We start from the raw sequence: 21,504 nt of genomic DNA, 5'->3' as shown, positions 1-21,504 counted from the left end.
CTGTCGCTGGAAGTTTACCCTTGCCTCACGGAGTTCCGATGGCTGCAGCCCTTGCCCTTTTCTTCAAGCTTATACCGCTCTATGTGACCGTCGCACTGGGCTGGATCGCCGGTCGCTATCTTGAGGCCAGTGGTCGCCATATTGCCGGCATCATGCTCTACATCGTGACACCATCCGTGGTTTTTTCCGGTGTTATGGCAGCGCCGCTTTCTCCCGAAGTCATCCTGCTGCCCTTTCTGGTATTCGGGATTTCTTCTGTTCTGGGAATTGTGCAATTAAAGCTGGCAAAGAGGGTGCTCTCCGACGGCAGTGCCAACATCATTCCCCTGTGTGTGGGTTCCGGTAACACCGGGTACTTCGGGGTGCCGGTTGCGTTGTTGCTGTTCGGTGAAGAGGGGCTCGGGCTCTACATCGTGTGCATGCTGGGCACCACACTGTTCGAGAACTCCGTGGGCTTCTATCTGGCGGCGAGAGGACGCTACAGCATCAAGGATGCGCTCTGGCGGGTGCTGAAACTCCCGTCTGTCTATGCCTTCCTGGCGGCCGTTGCCCTCAATCTGGCGGGTGTTGCGATTCCCGATATCTTCGTGCCGCTGTTCGATAACCTGCGCGGGGCCTACAGCATTCTGGGCATGATGATCATCGGCATGAGCATCACCAGCTTTCGTGGACTGGCGGGCAATGTCCGCTTCACCGCGCTGGCGTTTTTCGGGAAGTTCGTGATCTGGCCACTGGTGGCGATTGTGTTCTGGTGGGTTGATTCAGAAATGCTGGGCATATACGAGCCAGCGGTTCACAAGGCCATGTTTCTGATCTCGATCACCCCGATTGCCGCTAACACCGTGGTTATCGCCACGCTGCTGGATACCTCGCCGAGGCAGGCAGCGGGTACGGTGTTGCTTACCACGCTGTTTGCCCTGGCGTTTATCCCGGTAATGATTTCCCTGGCGTTTTAGCGGCTGCCCGATGCTGTAGCTGCCGGTTGCGCTTCACTGGCCCTGGCTTGGGCAATGTCGCTGCGGGCATGGCGCATCACGCTGATGCCGGCTGTAATCGCCAGGGTGCCCATGATGGCCGCCACAATCAGATCGGGCCAGGCGGTTCCGGTGCCGAACACGCCGAGCGCAGCCACCATAACGGCGATGTTGCTGATGGCATCGTTTCGGCTGCACAGCCAGACCGAGCGCATGTCCGAATCCCCTTCACGAAATTTGAACAGCATTGCGGCCACGCTTACATTGGCGGCAAGTGCCAGCAGCCCAACCGCTCCCATGGTCAGCGGCTCTGGTGTTATGCCCGCCTGCACCACCCAGACTGCCCGTGCCCAGACCACCAGGCCGAATGCCGTCATGGTAATACCCTTGACTATGGCTGCCCGGCCGCGCCACAACATTCCCATGGAAAGCACGGTCAGGGAGAGGATGTAGTTGGCGCTGTCGCCGAAGAAATCGATGGCGTCCGCCATCAGTGAGACAGAACCGGATGACAGGCTGGCGACGCCCTCGACAACGAACATGGCCAGGTTCACCCACAACGCAATCCATAATGCCTTGCGAAAGCCCGGGGCAGGGGATTTGGGTTCGGTGGCAGAACAACTGCACGCCATAAAGACCTCCTGTATTCGAATGTCTCTATTTAAAACCCTGTAGTTGCTACAGGGTCAACAGTTGTTGCCGAAATTTTTAACACCGGTCACTTTTGGCCGGGGCCATGGGTACCGGGTACGTGGTTGTGGCGATCCTCTGGCTCCAATGCACCGAGTTCGGAATTCAGGCCGCCAAGAATGCCGCACTCCCGGACCGTTCTGCCATCAGTACAGGCTTCCTGAAGCCGCACCAGGGTCTCTTCCAGGCTCGCCAGTTCTTTCAATCGCTCGCGCACGTGAGTCAGGTGGCGGGCAAGCAGGGCGTCTACATCGCTGCAGTCTGCTTCCGGTTGTTCGGCCAACCCGATCAGCTCGCGGATCTCGTCCTGAGCCATGTCCAGGTTGCGACAGCGTTTAATGAATAGAAGGCGGTCCAGGTGAGCGTTACGGTAAGAGCGGTAGCCGCTGCTGTCTCGATTCGGTTCCGGCAGTAGGCCGATCTTTTCATAGTAGCGGATGGTTTCAACGGGAATGTTTGTGACTTTCGCCAATTCACCGATTTTCATCGCATGATACCCCAGACACGACCTGGAAAATGGACGGTTGCCTTAAGTCCTGTCATCAAGGCAAAGCCTGAATTCAGGGTATCACAATGAGAGTTATGATCTCCCCGGGCGTTTGGATGACACAGATCAACCTGAGAGGACTTAAACGGGGTTCAAGGGGCCTTTTTCAGCCTCAATTCAGTTTCATGGTCTTTACTGATAAGGATGCACAAAGTTGCAGCCTATAAGGAGGATCTCATGAACAGATTAACCCGTTTCGTAGCGTGTTCCGTGCTCGTTGCTTTGCCTGCCTTCGCTTTTGCCCAGGGAAACCCGGGGCAAATGCCTCGCGGCGGCATGATGACTGAGGAACAAGTGCAGCAGATGAATGAAAACATGGCACGCATGCAGGCCATGATGCAGGAAATGCGGAACGCCAATTCCAACGCTGAACGCCAGAGACTGCGCGAGCAGCACATGGAGTACATGCAGGAGCACATGCAGATGATGCGTGGCGGCATGATGGGGCCCGGGATGATGGGCCAGGGCATGATGGGCAATAGTCAGGGAATGATGGGCAGCGGCCAGGGCATGATGAATAATCAGGGCCAGGGTAAAAAGCAGTCTGGTAATGCCCAGAGCAATCGCTCTGGCGGGCCCGGGATGGACAACGAGCAGCGTCTTCAGATGATGGAGAACCGGATAAACCAGATGCAGATGATGATGGAGCAAATGCTGGAGCATCAACGGCAAATGAACCGCAAATGATGTGATTGTGCCCTCTAGTCGAAGAGTGACAATTGATCGGGCTGCTGCTTCGCTGGCACGCCGGGGCGTTTCTGGACAGGTCCCTTGCGACTGCCGTGGCGTAACAGCACCCGGTCTGTTTCTGTCTTGCTGACATGCTGCTTGCGAAAGTCGCCAACCGCCTTGCGGGCAACCCGAGCGGCCTGCTCATGGTCACACACCGGTGAGATGTAGGTGTTGCCGCCATAACGCTCTTTCTGGGCCGGTGTCATCAGCCAGGGTGTGTGGATCATTTCACTGGGCACGCCGGCCAGCTCGGGAATCCACCGCCGGATGAACTCGCCCTCCGGGTCCAGTTTCTGGCTCTGCAGCACCGGGTTGTAGATTCGCAGGGCGTTGATGCCGGTCAGGCCGGACTGCATCTGGGTCTGTGAGTAGTGAATGCCCGGCTCGAAATCGGTAAACAAGCGGGCCAGGTGAAGGGTCGGATCGCGCCAGTGCAGCCACAGCTGGTAGCTGGCGATTGCCATCAGCATGGCTCGCATCCGGAAGTTGATCCAGCCAGAATGAGCCAGCGCACGCATGCTGGCGTCCACCAGGGGCCATCCGGTCTGGCCTTCCTGCCAGCGTTGCAGTCGCTCGGAATCATTGGGCCCGGTTTTCAACGCCTCCATTTCCCGGTGCATGGCCCGGAACTCCAACTCCGGCTCGTCTTCCAGTTTCTGGATGAAATGGCAATGCCAGTGCAACCGGGAGCGGAAGCTGGTCAGGCTTTTCTTTTTTCGGGGCAGGGTGTTGCGGTGGTTGCCGGTGGCCTTGGCCTCCTGGTAGATCTCCCGCAGGCTGACGGTGCCGTAGGCAATATGCGGACTCAGGCGCGAGCAGGCCCTGACGGCGGTGTTCGGGCTGGAAATGTTGTACTGGTAACCGACGCAGCGGCGATCCAGGAAGGAGTCGAGGAGCTTTTCCCCTCTCGCGCTGCCGCCTTTCTGGCGGTCCGGGCATGAGTCTGGCACTTCGAAACCCTGGCCATTGTCGGAAGCCCAATCGGTCTTCAGGGTATCCGATGTCGGGATTGCAGTCGGAGCCTCCAGCACTGGCTGGCGCATCAGCTCGGTCCACGCCCTGTCCCAGACATCCCGGTCGCTCAGGCGGCGAACCACACCGAACTGGTTCCACTCACGGAATTCCACCTGGTTTTCCGAACACCAGCCAATTACCGCCCTGTCTCGCTCGAAGGTCCAGTGTCCGCCGGTTTCCTGATGGCAGAAGATGCGGTTGATGCCCTGGCGGGCCTGAAGCTGCTTCAACGCATCGGTCACCGAGCTTCGAATCACCAGCAACTGGCTGCCGGCCTTGCGCAACTGTCGGTCCAGGTCGCCCAGAGAATCCCGGATAAACGCCCACTGCCGGCCGCTGGTATCCGGCAGTTGCCAGTACTCATCCTCGATAACATACAACGGAATGACGGGCTCTCCCAGGCTGGCTGCCGCCACCAGGGGGGCATGATCCCGTGTACGCAAATCGCGCTTGAACCACACAACGGTCGTCATGTGGATGCGTTCCTCTCGCGCCGGCAACGTTCGCTGCAGTAGCGGACATTTTCCCAGTCCTTTGCCCACTTTTTCCGCCACGCGAAGGGCCGCTGGCAGACCGGGCAGGTCTTTTCAGGGAGATTCAGCTTCTTGTGAGGCACTAGCGAGCTCCGTTCAGGTTTCTGGCCATAGTACGTCCGGCTCCTTCCCGGGGATCAGCAGTAGGCAAGTGTCGGGCAATTGCTGGCCTCCCGCTCCCATTGAATGGTCACATGCTGGATATTGAAGTCACTTGCCAGCATTCGGGTGGCCTGCTCGATGATCTGATCGTCACTGGCCGGGTCGGGCTTTACCAGATGGACTGTGAGAGCGTTCTCCGTTGTGCTCAGCCCCCAGATGTGGAGATGATGAACCGATTCAACACCGGGCAGTCCTTTCAGACTGTCGAGGACTTCCTGCGGGTTGATGTCCCTGGGTACCGCGTCTACCGCAAGATTGAGCGAATCCTTGAGCAACTGCCAGGTTCCCATAAAGATCACTGCTGCGATCACCAGACTTGCGAGCGGATCTATCCAGTCAAGGCCGGTAAGCAGGATCACAAGGCCGGCAACCACAACGCCTACGGACACAGCCGTGTCTGCCGCCATGTGGAGGAACGCCCCGCGGATATTAAGATCGCCCTCCTGGCCTTTCATGAACAGTAGCATCGTGAGGCCATTGATAATGACCCCGATGCCGGCGACCACGATGACGGTCAAACCGGTAACCTCCGCCGGTTCGCTGAAACGGCCAATGGCCTCCCAGGCAATGCCGCCAACGGCAGCAATCAGAAAAAGCGCATTGAACAGAGCTGCCAGGATAGTGGATTTTTTCAGTCCGTAGGTGTTCCGGTCGGTGGCTTTCTGGGTGGCAAGCCAACTCGCAACCCAGGCCATGACAAGGCCGAGCACATCGCTCAGGTTATGGCCGGCATCTGCCAGCAGGGCCAGGGATCCGGACAGGACACCGTAGACCGCCTCAATGGCAACAAAGACCACATTGAGCACGACGGCCAGCGCAAACGAGCGATTATGCGTGTCGAAATGCTGCGCATGGCCGTGCCCGTGGCTGTGATCGTGGTGGCTGTGCATTTTCTGCTCTCCGTTTTTTGATGATTCTGGGGAGCATTCAAAACCCTGTAGTTGCTACAGGGTCAAGGGTGAGATTAACCCGATTCCCGGGCCAGCTGGGCCAGATCTTCACTGATCTGCTCGGGCGACAGGCCGGGGCGTAGCAGCAGCCGGGCGTTGCCACTGCGATCGAACACGTAAACGGCGCTGCTGTGGGAGACGTTGTAGTTGCCGCTGGCGTCGGGCTTGTCGTAACCGAAGGTTGTTCGATAGCGTTTGGTGAGCTCTCGAAGCGCGGGTTCTTCCGCTGTCATGCCAACAACCCGATCACCGAAAAAATCCACGTAGCTGGCCAGGCGTTCCGGCGTATCCCTGCGCGGGTCAACGCTGACGAACAGGGTTGTTACATCGTCCCGGTACTCTTCGGGCAGTTGCCCAACGGACCGGCGAAGATCGGTCAGCGTGGTCGGGCAGACATCCGGGCAGGAGGTGAAGCCGAAGTACAATAGCCGGATGGTGCCTCGTGAGTCAGCGGGGGTCACGGTATTCCCATCAGTGCCCTCGAGCTGGAACTCAAGCTCGGGCATCAGGCCTGAGATGTCTTTGCCGTGCCAGCTTTCATCATTCCCGGTGCAGCCGGTGAACATCAGTGCCACGAAAATCAGCCAGAGTAGCCGTATTCTGTTCATGCGTTACCTCCCGCCAGAGAGCGGCTTTTCGGGAATTTGCCATCTTCATGCATGGCCCGGCGAAGCACGATCAGGATGCCCAGGATGCTCATCATGGCCGGGGGAATCCAGGTCAGCAGGCCGCCCAGCAACTGGTCCGTCTCCGGAGGCATGGGCCATGCCCGGCCGCAGACCTCGTAGACGTCATACACCATGCCCCTGGAGAATACGATCCAGGCTCCGAGAATCATCTGGGGAATCGCCACCAGCGCCAGCAGCAGGATACGTTTCCCGTAGCCAAGCGCATTCGTGACTGCAGGACTGCGGGGATCGAAGATCAGCCACCAGAACAGCAGGCCGTCCAGCAGCATGCTCCAGTTCATGATCCAGTACAGCTGCCGGCTGAGCATGGCGTCAAAATGGATGGACGGCCAGAGCCAGAAGTAGATCAGTCCCACGAAAAGTACCGAGGCGATCAGGGGTTGCTGCAATAGGCGGTAAAGCCACCCCAGAGGTTGCAGCCAATAACGCACAGACGGGGAGATCCTCTGATACCAGAATCGCATCACGGGCAGTGGATTGGACAGCGCAATCAGAATTGGCCCCAGGTGGTGAAGAATAAGGTGTTGTCCCCGGTGAACGAAAAACATGTACTGGGAGTAGTAGTCGAAGCGGGTCTGCATTACCGCATAGCAGAGCATGACCCCGAGCGTGAAAGTGACGATACGGCCCGATCCCGGCCGGTCCTGCTCCGGCATCCTCAGTAGCGCTACACCGTAAAACCCGAGCACCAGCATATAACTGAGCAGGGTCAGCGGTGAAAAGTCGTAGGGCAGCAGGTAGCTCGATACTGGCATGGATCAGACTCGATGCGTGCACGCAGTGGAAACCGGGTTTATCTTTCTTGTCAGTACCGCTGAGTTTTGCCGGCCCGGCGGCGGATTTCAAGGCCGGCTTGAGGCAACTTCTGATGGAGGCGAGGCATGGCCCGATTTTGCGATTCCATTTCAGCACCGTCGGCGTTGATCTTTGACTGGCACGGCACCCTCGTCGACACCCACGATGCCATGTTCAGTGCCATGGAAGATATGCTGCCGCAACTGGAAGAGCTGGGGCTCGTGGAGCGGCTGCTGCCGGAGGATAAATGCCGTACCGGCGACGACGCGCGCCTGGTGCGCTACATCCGGATCTTCCGGCGCCTGCATCCGCGTATTCTGGCAGAGCGGCGGGTTTCAAGGACGGACATTTTCAATGCCATCTTTGGCGACGACAAAGAAGCCAAGCTGATTGCCCACAAGGCCTACAACGAGGCCTACCGCCGTTATTTCGGGCAGGTAAAACCGTTTCAACCTGGCGCGTATGAGTACCTCAGCGCCCTGAAAGCGATGGGGATTCGGCTGGCGGTATCCACCAACCGGAACCGGGAGTTTCTGGATCGTGAATTACAGACGGTTGACGAAGGCCGATGGCGACGCCTGTTCGATGCCACGGTCTGTGCCGACGACGTAACCGAGTACAAGCCCGACCCCGAGGTGATTCTCAAGGCGCTTGAAAAGCTCGGTCTGCCAGCGGATGAAACGGCCTGGTATGTCGGCGACAGCTACGTCGACATGCTCACCGCCAACAAGGCCGGCGTGTCGGGCGTGTTCTACAACGGCGCCTGCTGGGAATCCGGCCGGATCGACAGCTGGTTCTCGCACCGGGACGCGCCCGCGGCCATTCTGGACAGCTTTGAGGACCTCATGGACCTTTTAGCCCTGCTTGAGCGGAGCCAGCCGGAGGCCTTCGAGCAGACGCCTGCCGAGGTTCGACCCCGGCCCTTTCCGCCGCCACAGCGACCCGAGCCGAGAATTGAGCCGGACTGGCACCCGGCGGTGGTCAAGCTCATCCGTCCGGCAGTCATCCTGTTCGACTGGCACGCCACCCTGGTAGATACCCTCGACGCCATGTACCACGCGGTGGACGACATGCTGCCGGATTTCCACAAACTCAAACTGATGGACCGCATGGTGGCGCCGGAAGACAGCAAAACCCCGGAAGATGTGAAGCTGGTTGCCTACGTCAGGGAGTTTGCGAAGCTGCATCCGAAGGTGAAGGCAGACCGCAAGATTTCCCGAACCGATATCTTTGAGGTGTTGTTCGGGGATGACCAGGAAGCCAAGCAGATTGCCCACCAGGCGTTCAACCACCACTACCGGAAACACTACGGTACCGTGAAGGCGTTTGAGCCGAAGGTGCGCGAAGTTCTGGAAGGGTTACGGCGGCTGGGCATCCAGGTGGGTGTCATTACCAACCGGGACCGCGAGTTTTTCGAGCACGAACTGGCGGCGGTGGAGGATACCGGCTGGACGCATCTGTTTGATGTTGACGTCTGCGGCGACGATACACCCCTGCGCAAGCCCCACCCGGATCAACTGCTGCTGGCGGTCCAGAAACTGGATTACCCGCCCGACCCGAGTGTGTGGTACGTGGGCGATAGCACGACTGACGTTATTGCCGCCAAGCGCGCGGGCCTGACCTCGGTATTCTTCAACGGAGCCCAGTGGGATCTGCCCTGGCTGAACAAGATTTTTCCGGGTACCCACAAACACCCGGATAAGCCGGATGTGGTGGTCAATGACTTCTCGGAGTTCTGGGCCCTGGTGTTGGCTTGTGAAGTCGGACCGCCCTAAGTGTCTGCTTTGCCGGGAGGGCGATTGAATCAATCAGTATTGTTCAGAGTTGCTCAGTGCTTCCTCGATACTGAGTCCGATCACGATCACACCGAGGGCCGGTTCCCCGTGATCATTCAAAACCGGCCTGCTGGCGGTAACCTGGAATCTGGCCGCGGACTTGTCATACCGAATGGGTGAGAGGTATATCGGTGGATCGCCACCGGGTTGGGTTGCCCGATTTTCCATGACTTTCTGGAATTTGGGCTCATCACCTTGCCAGTAGTCCGAGGTGAGCTGGCTCATCGCTGCGAGGGTTCCCATGTCATTGACCAGCATTACCTCTGTGACAAGGCCCTGGTGGGAATGTTGCCACGCCTGCAGCGCTTTGGAGCCTGGAAGTGCCAGTATGTCCGCTGCCAGATCTGGCACTGCAAGGGGTGACAGCGCCGTCCATTGGCTGTCGATGGTCATTACGTCAGTAAAGCTCTCCTGCCTCGGTCCTTCGTCGATGATCTGGCGAACATCGAGGATGCTGTTCATTTCCTTGAAAAGCCGGCTCGACAGCTCGGAAATGCGTCGATCTTCTTCCTGTGACAGCGCAAGTTGCCCAGCCATACAGCTGTTCAGCGTGCGGTTGAATATGCCGAGAAATTCGGGGTTGTCTGAGGTAAAGGTTTCGCCCAGATAAAGGTAGAGCGGGGCATAGCGAACGAAGTGCGCACGGAGCTGCGTGCCGGCCAATTCTTTGGCCTGGCGCAGACGATCCATGACTCGCTCATCCATCAGGGCGGTATCAATTCGGCCCCGCTTGAGCAGGGCCAACAGCTGTGAGGGGGAGGATACGCTCAGGAAAATCCCATAGCCTTTAGCGCTCAGCCAGGCCTCTTCGTTGCTGCCGGCGACAACGCCTATTCGAAGGTCTTTGGTAAACGCTTTGTCGTCGCGAGTGAAAAAGTACCACTTCTCAAGCGCCACCGGATCGCTCCGGGTGGCAATGGTGTCGAGTTCTGCAGAAGGATCAATGGCAAAATAGCCATCGATCATATTGCGTTCCAGCGAATGTATGGCCCGGTTCTGGGGCGTAATCCGGATGCGGGTTGACCAGCCGGCCCGGTTGGCAGCACAAATCACCGTGTCTGCGGTTTCACCGGAGATCTGACTTTCTCCACCCGTGTCAGAGCCCACCATCTGATACGGCGGGCTTTCAAAGGTGTAGAGGTTCAGGATTGGAGGCTGGGCCTGGCAAAGGGGTGATGCCAGTACAGTTGTCAGACCCACTGCCAGTCGAAGGTTCATCGTCGGGGCCGCGTCCATGGTGTTAACAATCCTAATGTCAGGCTAGCACCAATGTGGGGCTTTTGCTGCACAACTTAAGAACATATTCTGTTAACCATGAACAACAACAAAGTCCAACCCATGAACGAAAGAAAAGCATCAGTACTGGTCGTGGATGACGACGCCGCCATCCGCGAGCTGTTAGAGGAGCATTTGACCCGTGTAGGTTATGACGTGAGGACTGCGGGAGATGGCGATCAGATGCGAGAGCGGCTGAACTCCTCCCATGTCGATCTGATTGTGCTGGATGTCATGCTGCCGGGGGATGATGGTTTCACCCTTTGCCGGCAGATTCGCGAATACAGCCGGGTGCCCATCATCATGTTGACGGCGAGCTCTGACGAGACAGATCGTGTCGTTGGGCTGGAGCTGGGTGCTGATGACTACCTCGCCAAACCCTTCAGCGCCCGCGAATTGCAGGCCAGAGTGAAAGCTCTTCTCCGCAGGGCCAGCTTCAGTCGGTCCGACAACCCTCGCTACGTCGACTTCGATCGTTGGCGGTTGGATACGCTGGCCCATGAACTGATTGATGAGAACCAGCAAGGTACGGCACTGTCCGGGGCGGACTTTGCCTTGCTGCAGCTGTTTCTGAGCCATCCCAACGAGGTTCTGGATCGGGACACCATATCGGATGTTACTCGTGGCCGGGAGTCCATGCCCCTTGATAGGGTCGTCGATGTGGCGGTAAGCCGCCTGAGGCAACGGCTGGGAGATCAGGGTCGTAATCCCCGTCTGATCAAGACAGTCCGGGGTGCCGGTTACCTTCTGGCAGCAACGGTGACTCATGTTTCGGAGTAAGGCGGGTAAAGCGGAAAAGAAATCCTGGCGCTGGTTTCCTTCCTCATTGCTTGGACGGGTATTGCTGCTGACACTGCTGGCGATGGCCAGCGCCCAGATTATTTCCAGCGCCGCCTGGATAGCCACGTTTCGGGCCCAGCAGGTTGAGGGACTGGTGGCCACCACCCGTAACCTGGCTCAGTCGGCCGCGGCAACGGCGCAGTTTTTTAACTCGCTTCCGTTGGAATACCGGCACATTGTGCTGGATCAGCTACGTGACATGGGCGGCACCCGCTTTTTCGTCTCGCTCAATGATAAGCGTATCGATATGGTGCCGTTACCAGACACCGAACGAAAACAGCTGGTTACCGAAGAGGTTGAAACGGTACTGCACAAGAGACTGGGCAACCGGATCAACTTGTATGTCGATTTTGTCGACCCCGCCGAGTTGAGGATCCTGAACACTGAATTGCCCCTGGATGCGCTGCCGCAATCCTGGGCCCACTATGCGCTGACTCTGGAGCCTTTGAATCCGCCAGTGCTGGTCACCCAGATCGAAGTCGCAGACGGTGAATGGTTGTACCTGGCTGCGGCACTGCCGGCACCCTTCGTGTCACTGGAGGATGAAGGCATCCCGGGGCAGCAGATTCTGTTTCTGGTGGTGATGATCGCCATCCTTTTTCCCGTGCTCGCGTGGCTTATCCGGCAACAGACGCGCCCGCTAAGGAAGCTCGCCAAGGCGGCCCGGGATCTGCCGCTCGAGGACAATCAGCCACCCCTGGTCGAGAAGGGCAGTGCGGAAATCCTGGCCGTGACCCGCAGCTTTAACACCATGCGCCGCCGGTTGCAGAGTTACATAAGCGACCGGAACCAGCTATTCCGTGCCATTTCACACGACCTCAAGACACCCATCACGCGGTTACGTTTGCGCGTGGATCTGATTGAGGACGATGTGATGCGGGAACGTCTGGAAGCGGACCTCCGGGAACTGGAATTGCTGGCGAAAAATGCGCTCCAGTCCATGAAGGATACCGACATTCACGAAAATCCCGAGTCGGTGGATGTTGAGCAAATGCTGAGGGGAATGGCTGAAGCCTACCAGGGCGAGGGCTCCGGACAGGTGATCGTGCAGGGACATTGCAGTTCCTATCGGGGTAAGCCGCTGGCGCTGAAACGGTGCCTCGGAAATCTCGTGGACAACGCCGTCAAATACGGGGCCAGAGCAATGGTGAGGATTGAAGATACGGGGGGGCAGTTGGTGATCCATGTGGAGGACGAAGGCCCCGGTGTATCCGATGACCAGTTGTCCCGCATTTTCGAACCCTACTACAGGCTGGACAAAAATCAGCATCAGGGTTTTGGTCTCGGGCTCGGAATAGCGCGAAACATTGCCCAGAGTCACGGCGGTGAGCTGGAGATCAGCAACCGCCCCACCGGAGGATTGCACGTCCAGCTGACCTTGCCCCGCCACTGACAGCTTGTGTAACAACCTTGTTACATGGGCATTTCCCTTTGATACGTAGCGTGTTCGTTTCTTGCCATAGACTCCATCGTTGCCAATAAAACAAAAACAAGGAGTCAAGAATGCTCAATGTTACCTATGGCACTACCCCTGCAAACCCTGCAAAAAGAACACCCAACGTACGTCTGTTACCCGCTGCCGTTGGCCTGATATCGTTTAGCCTGATGACCGGACAGGCACAGGCTCAGGACCAGACCGTAGAAGAACGGCTCGCGACTCTCGAGGCAAAGCTGGCCGAGGTTGAACCGAAGGCCAGTGGTCTGGAGGGCTTTTCCTTCAACACCTATGCGCGCTCCGGCCTGCTTCTGAACGGCGATCTGCAAAGTGCCCCGGGCGGACCCTACCTGACCCCCGCCGGTTCCGTTGGCGGTGCAGTCGGTCGACTCGGCAATGAGCCTGATACCTATCTTGAGGCTATCCTGAACTACAAGCAGGTGGCCGAGAACGGGACCAAATCCCACTACAGGCTGATGATTGCCGACTCAACCACGTCCTCGAACGACTGGACGGCCGGTGACGGTGCCCTGAACGTTCGCCAGGCCTATGTGGAATTCAGTAACCTGGCCAGCTTTTCCGGTATTTTCGACGACGCCGCGATCTGGGCCGGCAAGCGTTTCGACCGGGATCTGAACTTCGATATCCACTGGCTCGACAGTGACATCGTTTTCCTGGGAGGTCTGGGCGCGGGTGTTTACGACGTCACGTTTTCAGACAGCCTGAAATCCAACTTCTCCCTCTATGGCCGAAGCTTCCTGGAGTTCCCTTCCGATATCCAGGATCAGGACATCACCGCAGACACTGACAATCTGATCCTCACTGCCAATAACTACTTCGGGAACGTCCAGTGGTTGATCAATGGTATGAAGGCTCAGGAGAACGATTTGCGGGTAGTCGGTGGCGTGACCGAAGCCGCCGAGACCGGCCTGCACACCATGCTTGCCTACCACGGGGACAGTTTCTTCGGAATCTCAGACGGTAGCTTCAAGGCCGCGATAATTCACGGTACCGGCCTGGGCGCCGAAACCAAGAACATCGGCGCCGATGGCGACCTGCACGAAGATGCGGTCAGCACCCGTGTAGCGGTATACGGCACCACCTACCTCAGCGAAACCTGGCGTTTCGCACCGGCGATTCTGGCGGAAACCAGTGAGGATCGTTACATCAAGGGCGACGAATACCAGTGGCTGACCTTTAATGCCCGTGTTGCCCAGGAGCTGAGTGCGAATTTTGAAATGCAGTACGAGGCCTCCTGGCAGACCATGGATCTCACCACCCTCGGCTATCAGGGTAGAAATTCCGTGGATGGAGACTACAGCCGTTTTACTGTAGCGCCCACCTTCAAGCCCCAGGTCGGCGGGTTCTGGAACCGTCCTGAAATCCGCGTGTTTGCAAGTTACTCAACATGGGATGACGAGCTTGAAACCTACGCTGCTGGCGATGCACTTGGCGTCGACAGTGATTTCGAAAGCAGTCAGTGGACCTTTGGCACCCAGATGGAAATCTGGTTCTGAACCTGATCAAGACAATAAAACAGGAAGGAATTGACCATGACTACGTTCAAGAAGACTCTCACCGCTGCAGCCGTATCCGCGGCATTGCTTCCGGCCCAGGCGCTCCAGGCCGGTGAAGTTGAAGTTCTGCACTGGTGGACAGCTGGCGGGGAAGCCCGCGCGGCGGTCGCACTGAAAGAAATGATGGAAGATCAGGGCCACACCTGGAAGGACTTTGCCGTGGCCGGCGGTGGCGGTGAAGCCGCCATGACCGTGCTCAAGACCCGCGCTGTTTCCGGCAACCCTCCGGCTGCCGCCCAGATCAAGGGGTTGGATATCCGGGAATGGGCCAAGCTTGGGTTTCTAACCAGTCTCGATGACGTGGCGGAGGCCAACAACTGGGGTCAACTGATTCCACCGGTTATTGCCGATGTCATGCAATACGAGGACAGCTATGTCGCGGTGCCGGTGAATGTGCACCGGGTTAACTGGCTGTGGGCAAATCCTGAGACCCTGAACAAGGTCGGTGTGGGTGTGCCCAAGACCCTGGATGAGTTCTATCAGGCCGCTGAGAAGCTTAAGGCGGCAGGCATTATTCCTCTGGCCCACGGAGGCCAGCCCTGGCAGGACGCAACGGTTTTCGAGGCCGTGGCGCTTGCGGTCATGGGCCCGGACGACTTCGCCAGTGCCTTTGTTGAGCACGACATGGACGTAATTAACAGCGCACAGATGGAAGAGGTCTTCGCCGAGTTTGCCAAGGTGATGAGCTACGTGGATGACAATGCCGCCGGGCGTGACTGGAACACCGCCACCGGCATGGTTATTCGGGGCGAAGCCGCCATGCAGATCATGGGCGACTGGGCCAAGGGTGAGTTCACTGCTGCCGGTCTGACGCCGGGTGAGGATTATGTGTGTGCCGCGGCACCGGGTACCGGTGGTCAGTTCACCTTTAACGTCGACTCGTTCGCCATGTTCAGTCTCAGCGATGAGGACAACACCAAGGCCCAGAAAGACCTGGCCCGCACGATCATGGAGCCGGAGTTCCAGGCCGTGTTCAACAAGGCCAAGGGTTCGATCCCGGTTCGTACCGACATGGACATGTCCGACTTTGACACCTGTGCGCAGGCGTCCATGGACACGTTCAAAAGCAGTGCTGAGGACGGCGGCCTGGTGCCCAGCTTTGCCCATGGCCTGGCTACCACCAGTTACGTGCAGGGCCAGATCTTTGATGTTGTCACCAACTTCGTGAACTCCGATAACAAGGATCCGGCCCGGGCGACTGACCAGCTGGCGGCAGCTATTCAGGCGGCACTCTGATCCGGTAGGGGCCGCCCCACTCGGGTGGCCCGCGATCCTCTCGGGAGACTCATCATGGAACACATTCAACGCCAACCCGCCAGGGTGGCCAGGGCGCCGTCACGCTTTCTCGACGCGTTGCAGCGCTGGCTGCCAAAGCTGGTTGTGGCGCCCACATTTGTCCTCATCGGTGTCGGCATATACGGCTACATGCTCTGGACCGGTGTGCTGTCGTTTACCAGCTCCAGCTTCCTGCCGGTGTATGACTTTGTCGGTTTCGATCAGTACGCCAAACTGATGGCCAACGACCGCTGGCTGACCGCCTCGATCAATCTGGGCATCTTCGGCGGTCTTTTCATTCTCAGTTGCCTGGTTATTGGGGTGATCCTGGCCATTTTCCTGGATCAGCGGATTCGTCAGGAAGGTGCGATCCGCACCATCTACCTCTACCCCATGGCCCTGTCGATGATTGTCACCGGCACCGTGTGGAAATGGATCCTGAATCCCAGCCTCGGGTTGGAAAAACTCATGCACGACTGGGGCTGGACCTCGTTCAGCTTCGACTGGCTGGTCAGCTCGGACATGGCTATCTATACCATCGTAATGGCCGCCGTCTGGCAGGCCTCCGGCTTCGTCATGGCGCTGTTTCTGGCGGGGCTGCGCGGTGTGGATTCCTCCATTATCCGCGCCGCCCGGGTCGATGGCGCCAGCCTGCCGCTGATCTACTGGAAAATCATCCTGCCGTCCCTGCGTCCGGTATTCTTCAGCGCAGTGATGGTTCTGGCTCACATAGCCATCAAGAGCTTTGATCTGGTGATGGCGATGACCTCCGGTGGTCCGGGCTACTCCACCGACCTGCCGGCGGTATTCATGTATGCCCACACCTTTACCCGTGGCCAGATGGGCCTGGGGTCCGCCAGTGCCATGCTGATGCTGGGCGCCATTCTGGCCCTGATCGTGCCTTACCTGTATTCGGAACTGAGGGAGAAACGCCATGACTGATGTGGTTCGCACCGGCTTTCGTCCCAGCCGCGTGGCCATCTACGGGCTTTTGCTCCTGGCCGCCCTGGTTTACCTGATTCCGCTATTTATCATGCTGGTGACCAGCTTCAAGACACCCATGGATATCCGAACCGGCAACCTGATGGCTCTGCCCACGGACTGGACTACCATTGGCTGGACCAAAGCCTGGTCCGAGGCCTGCACCGGTGTTCAGTGTGAGGGGATCAGCGGTTATTTCTGGAACTCGTTCAAGATGACCGTGCCTGCGGTATTGATTTCCACGTTGCTTGGTGCCTTCAACGGCTATGTATTGTCCAAGTGGAAGTTCAAGGGCTCTGACCTGTTTTTCGGAATGCTGCTGTTCGGCTGTTTTGTTCCGTTCCAGGTGGTCCTGTTGCCTATGGCTGCAACACTCGGAAAACTTGGCCTGGCCAATACCACCAGCGGCCTGGTGCTGGTTCATGTGATTTACGGGGTGGCCTTCACCACGCTGTTCTTCAGGAACTACTACGTGGCCATTCCGGATGCGCTCATCAAGGCAGCGCGGCTTGATGGCGCCGGCTTCTTTACGATTTTCTTCCGTATCCTGCTGCCCATGTCCACACCCATTTTCATGGTGTCGCTGATCTGGCAGTTCACCCAGATCTGGAACGATTTTCTGTTCGGCGTAGTGTTCGCCAGCGGTGACAGCCAGCCCATCACCGTGGCGCTCAACAATCTGGTGAACACCAGCACGGGGGTAAAGGAATACAACGTGGATATGGCGGCAGCCATGATCGCGGCGCTGCCCACGCTGGTGGTCTATATCGTTGCCGGCAAATACTTCATCCGGGGCCTGACCGCCGGATCTGTCAAAGGTTGACCTGAGAGGATAACAATAATGTCTCAACTGGAACTGCGGAGCATCCGCAAAACCTATCCGGGCGTTGCCGAGGAAACCCTCAAGGGCATCGACATCGACATCGCTTCCGGTGAATTCCTGATACTCGTTGGCCCTTCCGGCTGCGGAAAGTCGACCCTGATGAACACCATCGCCGGCCTGGAAACCATCACCGATGGCTCGATAGTTTTGGACGGCAAGGACATCTCCACCATGGAGCCCAAAGACCGGGACATTGCCATGGTGTTCCAGTCCTATGCTCTTTACCCGACCATGTCTGTGCGGGAGAACATCGCATTCGGCCTCAAGATCCGCGGTCTGCCAAAGCACGAGATTGATCAGGAAGTAGAGCGGGTGGCCGATTTGCTGCAAATCTCCCAGCTTATGAACAAGAAGCCAGCCAACCTGTCTGGCGGTCAGCAGCAGCGGGTAGCCATGGGCCGAGCGTTAGCCCGCCGGCCTCGTATTTACCTGTTTGACGAGCCGCTCTCCAACCTGGATGCCAAGCTGCGGGTGGAGATGCGCACCGAGATCAAGAAGCTGCACCAGCGCCTGAAAACGACCATTGTGTACGTCACTCATGACCAGATCGAGGCGATGACTCTGGCGGACCGGATTGCAGTGCTCAAGGATGGCGAGTTGCAACAGCTGGGCACACCGAAAGAAGTCTACGACCGACCGGAAAACCTGTTTGTGGCCGGTTTCATGGGCTCACCAGCGATGAGCTTTGTGCCGGTGACTGTGGAGCAGGGTGAAGGTGGTCTGCAGGTGGAAGTGCGTGGCAATGATGGCCGGTCGGTGAAGCTTCCGGTGCCGGAATATCTGGCCGACCGGGTGGGCAAAAAGGTCATTCTGGGTATCCGGCCGGAGCACATCACCCAGCCTCAGGATCAGAAAAACGACCAGACCCTGGTGGCGAAGGGCGAGTTCACCATCGAAGTGACCGAGCCCACTGGTCCGGATGTTATTGCTCTGATTCAGCTGAACGATACCAACGTTCATTGCCGGATTGATCCGGAACACCCGGTGACCTGGGGCGAGACTGCCGAGTTGATGTTCGATATGAAGAAGGTCGTGTTCTTCGATCCGGAAACGGAGAAGCGGATCGCCCCGCACTGACTGGCTGTTGCGGTTTTAAAGCTGCTCCACGTTCGCCAGCAGGTATTCGGCGCGCTGGAGCAGCGCTTCCCGTTTCTCGGGCTTCTGCTTGTCCCAGTTCCGGTACATCATGCCCATGCGCGGGTTTTTGGCAAAGTCGTCCCGATGGCGATCGATGAAATGCCAGTACAGGGCGTTGAACGGGCAGGCGTCATCTTCGGTGGCCTTGTTCACCTTATAATGACAGTTGGCGCAATGGTCCGACATGCGCTGGATATACTTGCCGCTGGCGGCGTAGGGCTTTGAGCCCAGGTAGCCGCCATCCGCGTGCATGACCATCCCCAGCACGTTGGGCAGTTCCACCCAGTCATAGGCATCGGCGTACACCGCCAGGTACCAGTCACAGATTTCCTCTGGCATGATACCCGCCAGCAGCGCGAAGTTGCCGGTAACCATCAGGCGCTGAATATGGTGGGCGTACGCGTTGCGGCGGGTGGCATCAATGGCCTTGTGCATGCACCGCATTTTCGTGTCCCCGGTCCAGTAGAACCAGGGCAGGGCGCGGGTGTTGCCCAGACGGTTTTCTTTGGCATATCCCGGCATATTCATCCAGTAAATGCCCCGCACGAACTCGCGCCAGCCCAGTACCTGACGGATAAATCCCTCCACCGCGTTGATCGGTGCACGGCCTGAATACCACGCCTGAGCGGCCGCCTCGCAAACCGCCACCGGATCCAGAAGCCCGGAATTGATGTAGGGCGACAGGATGGAATGAAACAGCCAGTCCTCGTTGTCCGAAATCGCGTCCTGATAATCGCCAAAGCAGGGCAGGGCATAATCGATGAAGTGCTCGAGCGCCGCCTGAGCGTCTTCGGCAGTAACGGCAAAATGGAAATCGTCGGTTGTGCCGAAGTGATCGCTGAAGTGCTCATCCACCCGGGCGATAACCTCCCGGGTAATGGCATCGGGCTCTATCCGGAATGGTGCGGGGGCTGGCGGCTTGCCGGTCCATTTCTTCCGGTTGTCCGCATCGAAATTCCACTGACCACCCTCGGGCTCGCCGTCGGAAGTCATCAACAACCCGGTCTTGCGCCGCATCTCGCGGTAGAAAAACTCCATCCGCAACTGTTTGCGGCCCTCGGCCCAGTCTGCAAATTCCTGTTTGGTGGCAATGAACCGTGAATCCGGCCGGATTTCCACCGGCACCCCAAGGCGCTCGTGCCAACCACTGATCTGCTCATGCAGCCGCCATTCACCACACTCTGTGGTGATTACGCTCTTGGCATTGATCTGCTTAACCTGCTCGCCAACCACTGCCTCGAGGCTCTGGTGCTCGTTGTCCGGGTGATAGGCCTGGTAGTGAACCTGCCAGCCATCGCTCTCCAGTTGCCGGGCGAAGTGACGCATGGCACTGAACAGCAGTACGATTTTCTTTTTGTGGTGATTGGTGTAGCTGGCTTCCTCATGGACTTCGGCCATCACCACGAGATCCCGATCCTTGTCGGCGTTGTCGAGAGCGCTGATGTTTCTCGTTAACTGGTCGCCGAGAATCAGAATCAGGTTGGCCATGCTGGGGAATCCTCCAATCAGTAAGCTGCGGGCTATGCCCACAAAGGGGTAAACCAAGTACGCCAACAGCCCAAGGGTGGTTCATATGCAGCGTTGGTAAACTGAAACCAACGTTCAGCTGACACGCATCAAAAAGAGCCGACAGGGATTGCCTTAGAATGGCCCCGATTTTATCTGACCCCGAGTTTGACATGACCCCCACATCCGCACTCAAAGCCCAAGACGCTACACTGCCAGAATTCATCTGGGATGACGCCCTGATCCGTCGCTATGACTTGAGCGGCCCGAGGTACACCTCCTATCCCACGGCCGTCGAGTTCAATCAGAACTACCCGATTGAGGACATGGTGAAAGCAGCGGCTCGCAGCAAGGCCAGTGGCCGACCGCTGTCGCTGTACACCCACCTGCCGTTCTGCGCGCACCTCTGCTACTACTGCGCCTGCAACAAGGTCATCACCAAAAAACGTGACAAGGCCATGCCTTACGTAGAGCGGGTGCTGAAAGAGGCGGCCATCCAGTCAAAACTGTTCGGGGCCGACCGGCCAGTAACCCAGCTGCACTGGGGCGGCGGTACCCCCACGTTTTTACCAAAGGATGTGATGGAACACCTGATGGCGGGTTACGGGGAGCTGTTCAAACTGCAAACCGGTGAGGAGCGGGATTACAGTGTGGAGATTGACCCGCGGGAAGTGGATCAGGATACCCTGCCAACCCTTTGGAACCTCGGCTTTAACCGGATCAGTCTGGGGGTACAGGATGTAAACCCGGAGGTTCAGAAAGCGGTCAACCGCATCCAGCCCCGGGCCATGACCGAAGCCGTGCTCAATGAGGCGCGGCGCATCGGCTTCCGTTCTATTAACCTGGACCTGATCTACGGCCTGCCGTACCAGACGCCGGAGAGCTTTGCGGAGACGCTGGAGGCGGTGATCGATATGTCGCCGGACCGGCTCTCTGTGTTCAGCTATGCCCACCTGCCGGAGCGTTTCTATCCGCAGACCCGGATTCAGGGCGACACCCTGCCCAGCCCCCAGCAGAAGCTGACCATCCTGCACAACACCATCAACCGCCTTCTTGAGGCCGGCTACGAATACATCGGTATGGACCACTTCGCCAAGCCGGATGACAGCCTGGCCGTTGCGCAACGGGAGGGACGCCTGCACCGGAATTTCCAGGGCTACACCACCCACTCCGAGTGCGATCTTGTGTCCCTGGGTGTTTCCGCCATTGGTCAGACCGACGACGCCTATTTCCAGAACAATCACGACCTGCCTTCCTGGGAAGCGGCCATCGATGCCGGCCAACTGGCGATCACCAAAGGCGTGAACCTGACCCGGGATGACCGCATCCGCCGCTGGGTGATCGGCCAGCTGATCTGCCAGTTCCGTCTGGATCGCCAGCTGTTCGCAGACGTCTGGAACGAAGATCTGAACCGTTATTTTGCCGATGAGCTCAGCCGTCTGAAGCCCATGGTTCAGGATGAACTGATTGCCGATGATGGCAATGCACTGCAGGTTCAGCCCGCAGGACGGTTGCTGATCCGGGCGATCTGCCAGATTTTTGATCTGTACCGCAAAGAGGGCGCCAGCCAGCGGTTCTCGCGGATTATCTGATCGTAGCGGCAGGGTCGGGGTCAGAAGAGTGCTTTCTTCTGACCCCATGTTCATTTGCAGAGCCAAAAAAGGGGCTGTCCGT

20 protein-coding genes are annotated in these 21,504 nt (G+C 58.1%); 11 read left to right on the top strand and 9 right to left on the bottom strand.

What is annotated here, in order from left to right:
• Positions 1-38: 38 nt before the first annotated feature.
• Entirely contained in the window at positions 39-956 is a 918-nt protein-coding gene (locus tag EDB94_RS06740; protein ID WP_108017855.1) for an AEC family transporter, read from the top strand.
• Here EDB94_RS06740 and EDB94_RS06735 read toward each other — a convergent pair.
• Together EDB94_RS06735 and cadR are read right to left on the bottom strand one after the other, a co-directional pair.
• On the bottom strand, positions 953-1,606 hold the full coding sequence (locus EDB94_RS06735) for a cation diffusion facilitator family transporter (RefSeq protein WP_108017854.1): 654 nt from the start codon (positions 1,604-1,606) through the stop codon (positions 953-955). The two genes, EDB94_RS06740 and EDB94_RS06735, sit on opposite strands and share 4 nt — an antisense overlap.
• 86 nt (positions 1,607-1,692) lie before the next feature.
• Positions 1,693-2,151: a Cd(II)/Pb(II)-responsive transcriptional regulator gene (gene cadR / locus EDB94_RS06730; RefSeq protein WP_062781132.1), complete on the bottom strand. Its 459-nt coding sequence runs from the start codon at positions 2,149-2,151 to the stop codon at positions 1,693-1,695.
• Positions 2,152-2,388: 237 nt separating this feature from the next.
• On the opposite strand from cadR, the gene EDB94_RS06725 reads away from it, so the two are divergent.
• The gene (locus EDB94_RS06725; RefSeq protein ID WP_260312523.1) at positions 2,389-2,898 is read left to right on the top strand and encodes a hypothetical protein; all 510 of its coding nucleotides are present in this window, start codon (positions 2,389-2,391) and stop codon (positions 2,896-2,898) included.
• Positions 2,899-2,912: 14 nt separating this feature from the next.
• On the opposite strand, the gene EDB94_RS06720 is transcribed toward EDB94_RS06725, so the two are convergent.
• The 5 genes from EDB94_RS06720 to EDB94_RS06700 form a co-directional block, all read right to left on the bottom strand.
• The gene (locus tag EDB94_RS06720; protein WP_108017852.1) at positions 2,913-4,430 is read right to left on the bottom strand and encodes an FAD-binding domain-containing protein; all 1,518 of its coding nucleotides are present in this window, start codon (positions 4,428-4,430) and stop codon (positions 2,913-2,915) included.
• Entirely contained in the window at positions 4,427-4,573 is a 147-nt protein-coding gene (locus tag EDB94_RS06715) for a DUF2256 domain-containing protein (protein ID WP_075267585.1), read from the bottom strand. Before EDB94_RS06715 ends, EDB94_RS06720 begins: the two co-directional genes overlap by 4 nt.
• Positions 4,574-4,627: 54 nt before the next feature.
• Positions 4,628-5,542 carry a cation diffusion facilitator family transporter gene (locus EDB94_RS06710; protein ID WP_108017851.1) on the bottom strand — a complete coding sequence of 305 codons (915 nt, stop codon included), beginning with the start codon at positions 5,540-5,542 and terminating at the stop codon, positions 4,628-4,630.
• A gap of 74 nt (positions 5,543-5,616) precedes the next feature.
• Positions 5,617-6,210: an SCO family protein gene (locus EDB94_RS06705; RefSeq protein WP_108017850.1), complete on the bottom strand. Its 594-nt coding sequence runs from the start codon at positions 6,208-6,210 to the stop codon at positions 5,617-5,619.
• Positions 6,207-7,046, bottom strand: a complete 840-nt coding sequence (locus tag EDB94_RS06700) for a cytochrome c oxidase assembly protein (RefSeq protein WP_108017849.1) — start codon at positions 7,044-7,046, stop codon at positions 6,207-6,209. The genes EDB94_RS06705 and EDB94_RS06700 overlap by 4 nt, the downstream gene beginning before the upstream one ends.
• A gap of 126 nt (positions 7,047-7,172) precedes the next feature.
• Here EDB94_RS06700 and EDB94_RS06695 point away from each other — a divergent pair, with 126 nt between their 5' ends.
• Positions 7,173-8,861, top strand: coding sequence for an HAD family hydrolase (locus EDB94_RS06695; protein ID WP_108017848.1), 1,689 nt, complete (start codon positions 7,173-7,175; stop codon positions 8,859-8,861).
• A gap of 33 nt (positions 8,862-8,894) precedes the next feature.
• Here the strand turns inward: EDB94_RS06695 and EDB94_RS06690 are convergent, their stop codons facing one another.
• Positions 8,895-10,157 carry an ABC transporter substrate-binding protein gene (locus EDB94_RS06690; RefSeq protein WP_108017847.1) on the bottom strand — a complete coding sequence of 421 codons (1,263 nt, stop codon included), beginning with the start codon at positions 10,155-10,157 and terminating at the stop codon, positions 8,895-8,897.
• Positions 10,158-10,259: 102 nt separating this feature from the next.
• Between EDB94_RS06690 and EDB94_RS06685 the strand changes: the two genes are divergently transcribed.
• From EDB94_RS06685 to EDB94_RS06655, 7 genes are all read left to right on the top strand, one after another.
• On the top strand, positions 10,260-10,976 hold the full coding sequence (locus EDB94_RS06685) for a response regulator (protein WP_041646342.1): 717 nt from the start codon (positions 10,260-10,262) through the stop codon (positions 10,974-10,976).
• Positions 10,963-12,429 carry an ATP-binding protein gene (locus EDB94_RS06680; RefSeq protein WP_108017846.1) on the top strand — a complete coding sequence of 489 codons (1,467 nt, stop codon included), beginning with the start codon at positions 10,963-10,965 and terminating at the stop codon, positions 12,427-12,429. Before EDB94_RS06685 ends, EDB94_RS06680 begins: the two co-directional genes overlap by 14 nt.
• Positions 12,430-12,539: 110 nt before the next feature.
• Positions 12,540-13,988, top strand: a complete 1,449-nt coding sequence (locus EDB94_RS06675; RefSeq protein ID WP_108017845.1) for a carbohydrate porin — start codon at positions 12,540-12,542, stop codon at positions 13,986-13,988.
• A 36-nt stretch (positions 13,989-14,024) separates the two neighbouring features.
• On the top strand, positions 14,025-15,284 hold the full coding sequence (locus tag EDB94_RS06670; RefSeq protein WP_219908230.1) for an ABC transporter substrate-binding protein: 1,260 nt from the start codon (positions 14,025-14,027) through the stop codon (positions 15,282-15,284).
• A gap of 54 nt (positions 15,285-15,338) precedes the next feature.
• The gene (locus EDB94_RS06665) at positions 15,339-16,265 is read left to right on the top strand and encodes a carbohydrate ABC transporter permease (protein ID WP_108017844.1); all 927 of its coding nucleotides are present in this window, start codon (positions 15,339-15,341) and stop codon (positions 16,263-16,265) included.
• Positions 16,258-17,127, top strand: coding sequence for a carbohydrate ABC transporter permease (locus tag EDB94_RS06660; protein ID WP_014578203.1), 870 nt, complete (start codon positions 16,258-16,260; stop codon positions 17,125-17,127). Before EDB94_RS06665 ends, EDB94_RS06660 begins: the two co-directional genes overlap by 8 nt.
• Positions 17,128-17,145: 18 nt before the next feature.
• Complete coding sequence (locus tag EDB94_RS06655; RefSeq protein ID WP_108017843.1) at positions 17,146-18,264, top strand: ABC transporter ATP-binding protein; 1,119 nt, start codon at positions 17,146-17,148, stop codon at positions 18,262-18,264.
• Positions 18,265-18,279: 15 nt separating this feature from the next.
• On the opposite strand, the gene EDB94_RS06650 is transcribed toward EDB94_RS06655, so the two are convergent.
• Positions 18,280-19,812: a cryptochrome/photolyase family protein gene (locus EDB94_RS06650; protein WP_108017842.1), complete on the bottom strand. Its 1,533-nt coding sequence runs from the start codon at positions 19,810-19,812 to the stop codon at positions 18,280-18,282.
• Between the two features lie 191 nt (positions 19,813-20,003).
• Between EDB94_RS06650 and hemN the strand changes: the two genes are divergently transcribed.
• Complete coding sequence (gene hemN, locus EDB94_RS06645) at positions 20,004-21,422, top strand: oxygen-independent coproporphyrinogen III oxidase (RefSeq protein WP_108017952.1); 1,419 nt, start codon at positions 20,004-20,006, stop codon at positions 21,420-21,422.
• Positions 21,423-21,504 lie beyond the last annotated feature (82 nt).

The organism is Marinobacter sp. 3-2 (assembly GCF_003751355.1).
Lineage (GTDB): Bacteria > Pseudomonadota > Gammaproteobacteria > Pseudomonadales > Oleiphilaceae > Marinobacter > Marinobacter adhaerens.
Note: the sequence above shows the minus strand (reverse complement) of the source record. Positions and strands in the feature narration are given on the sequence as shown.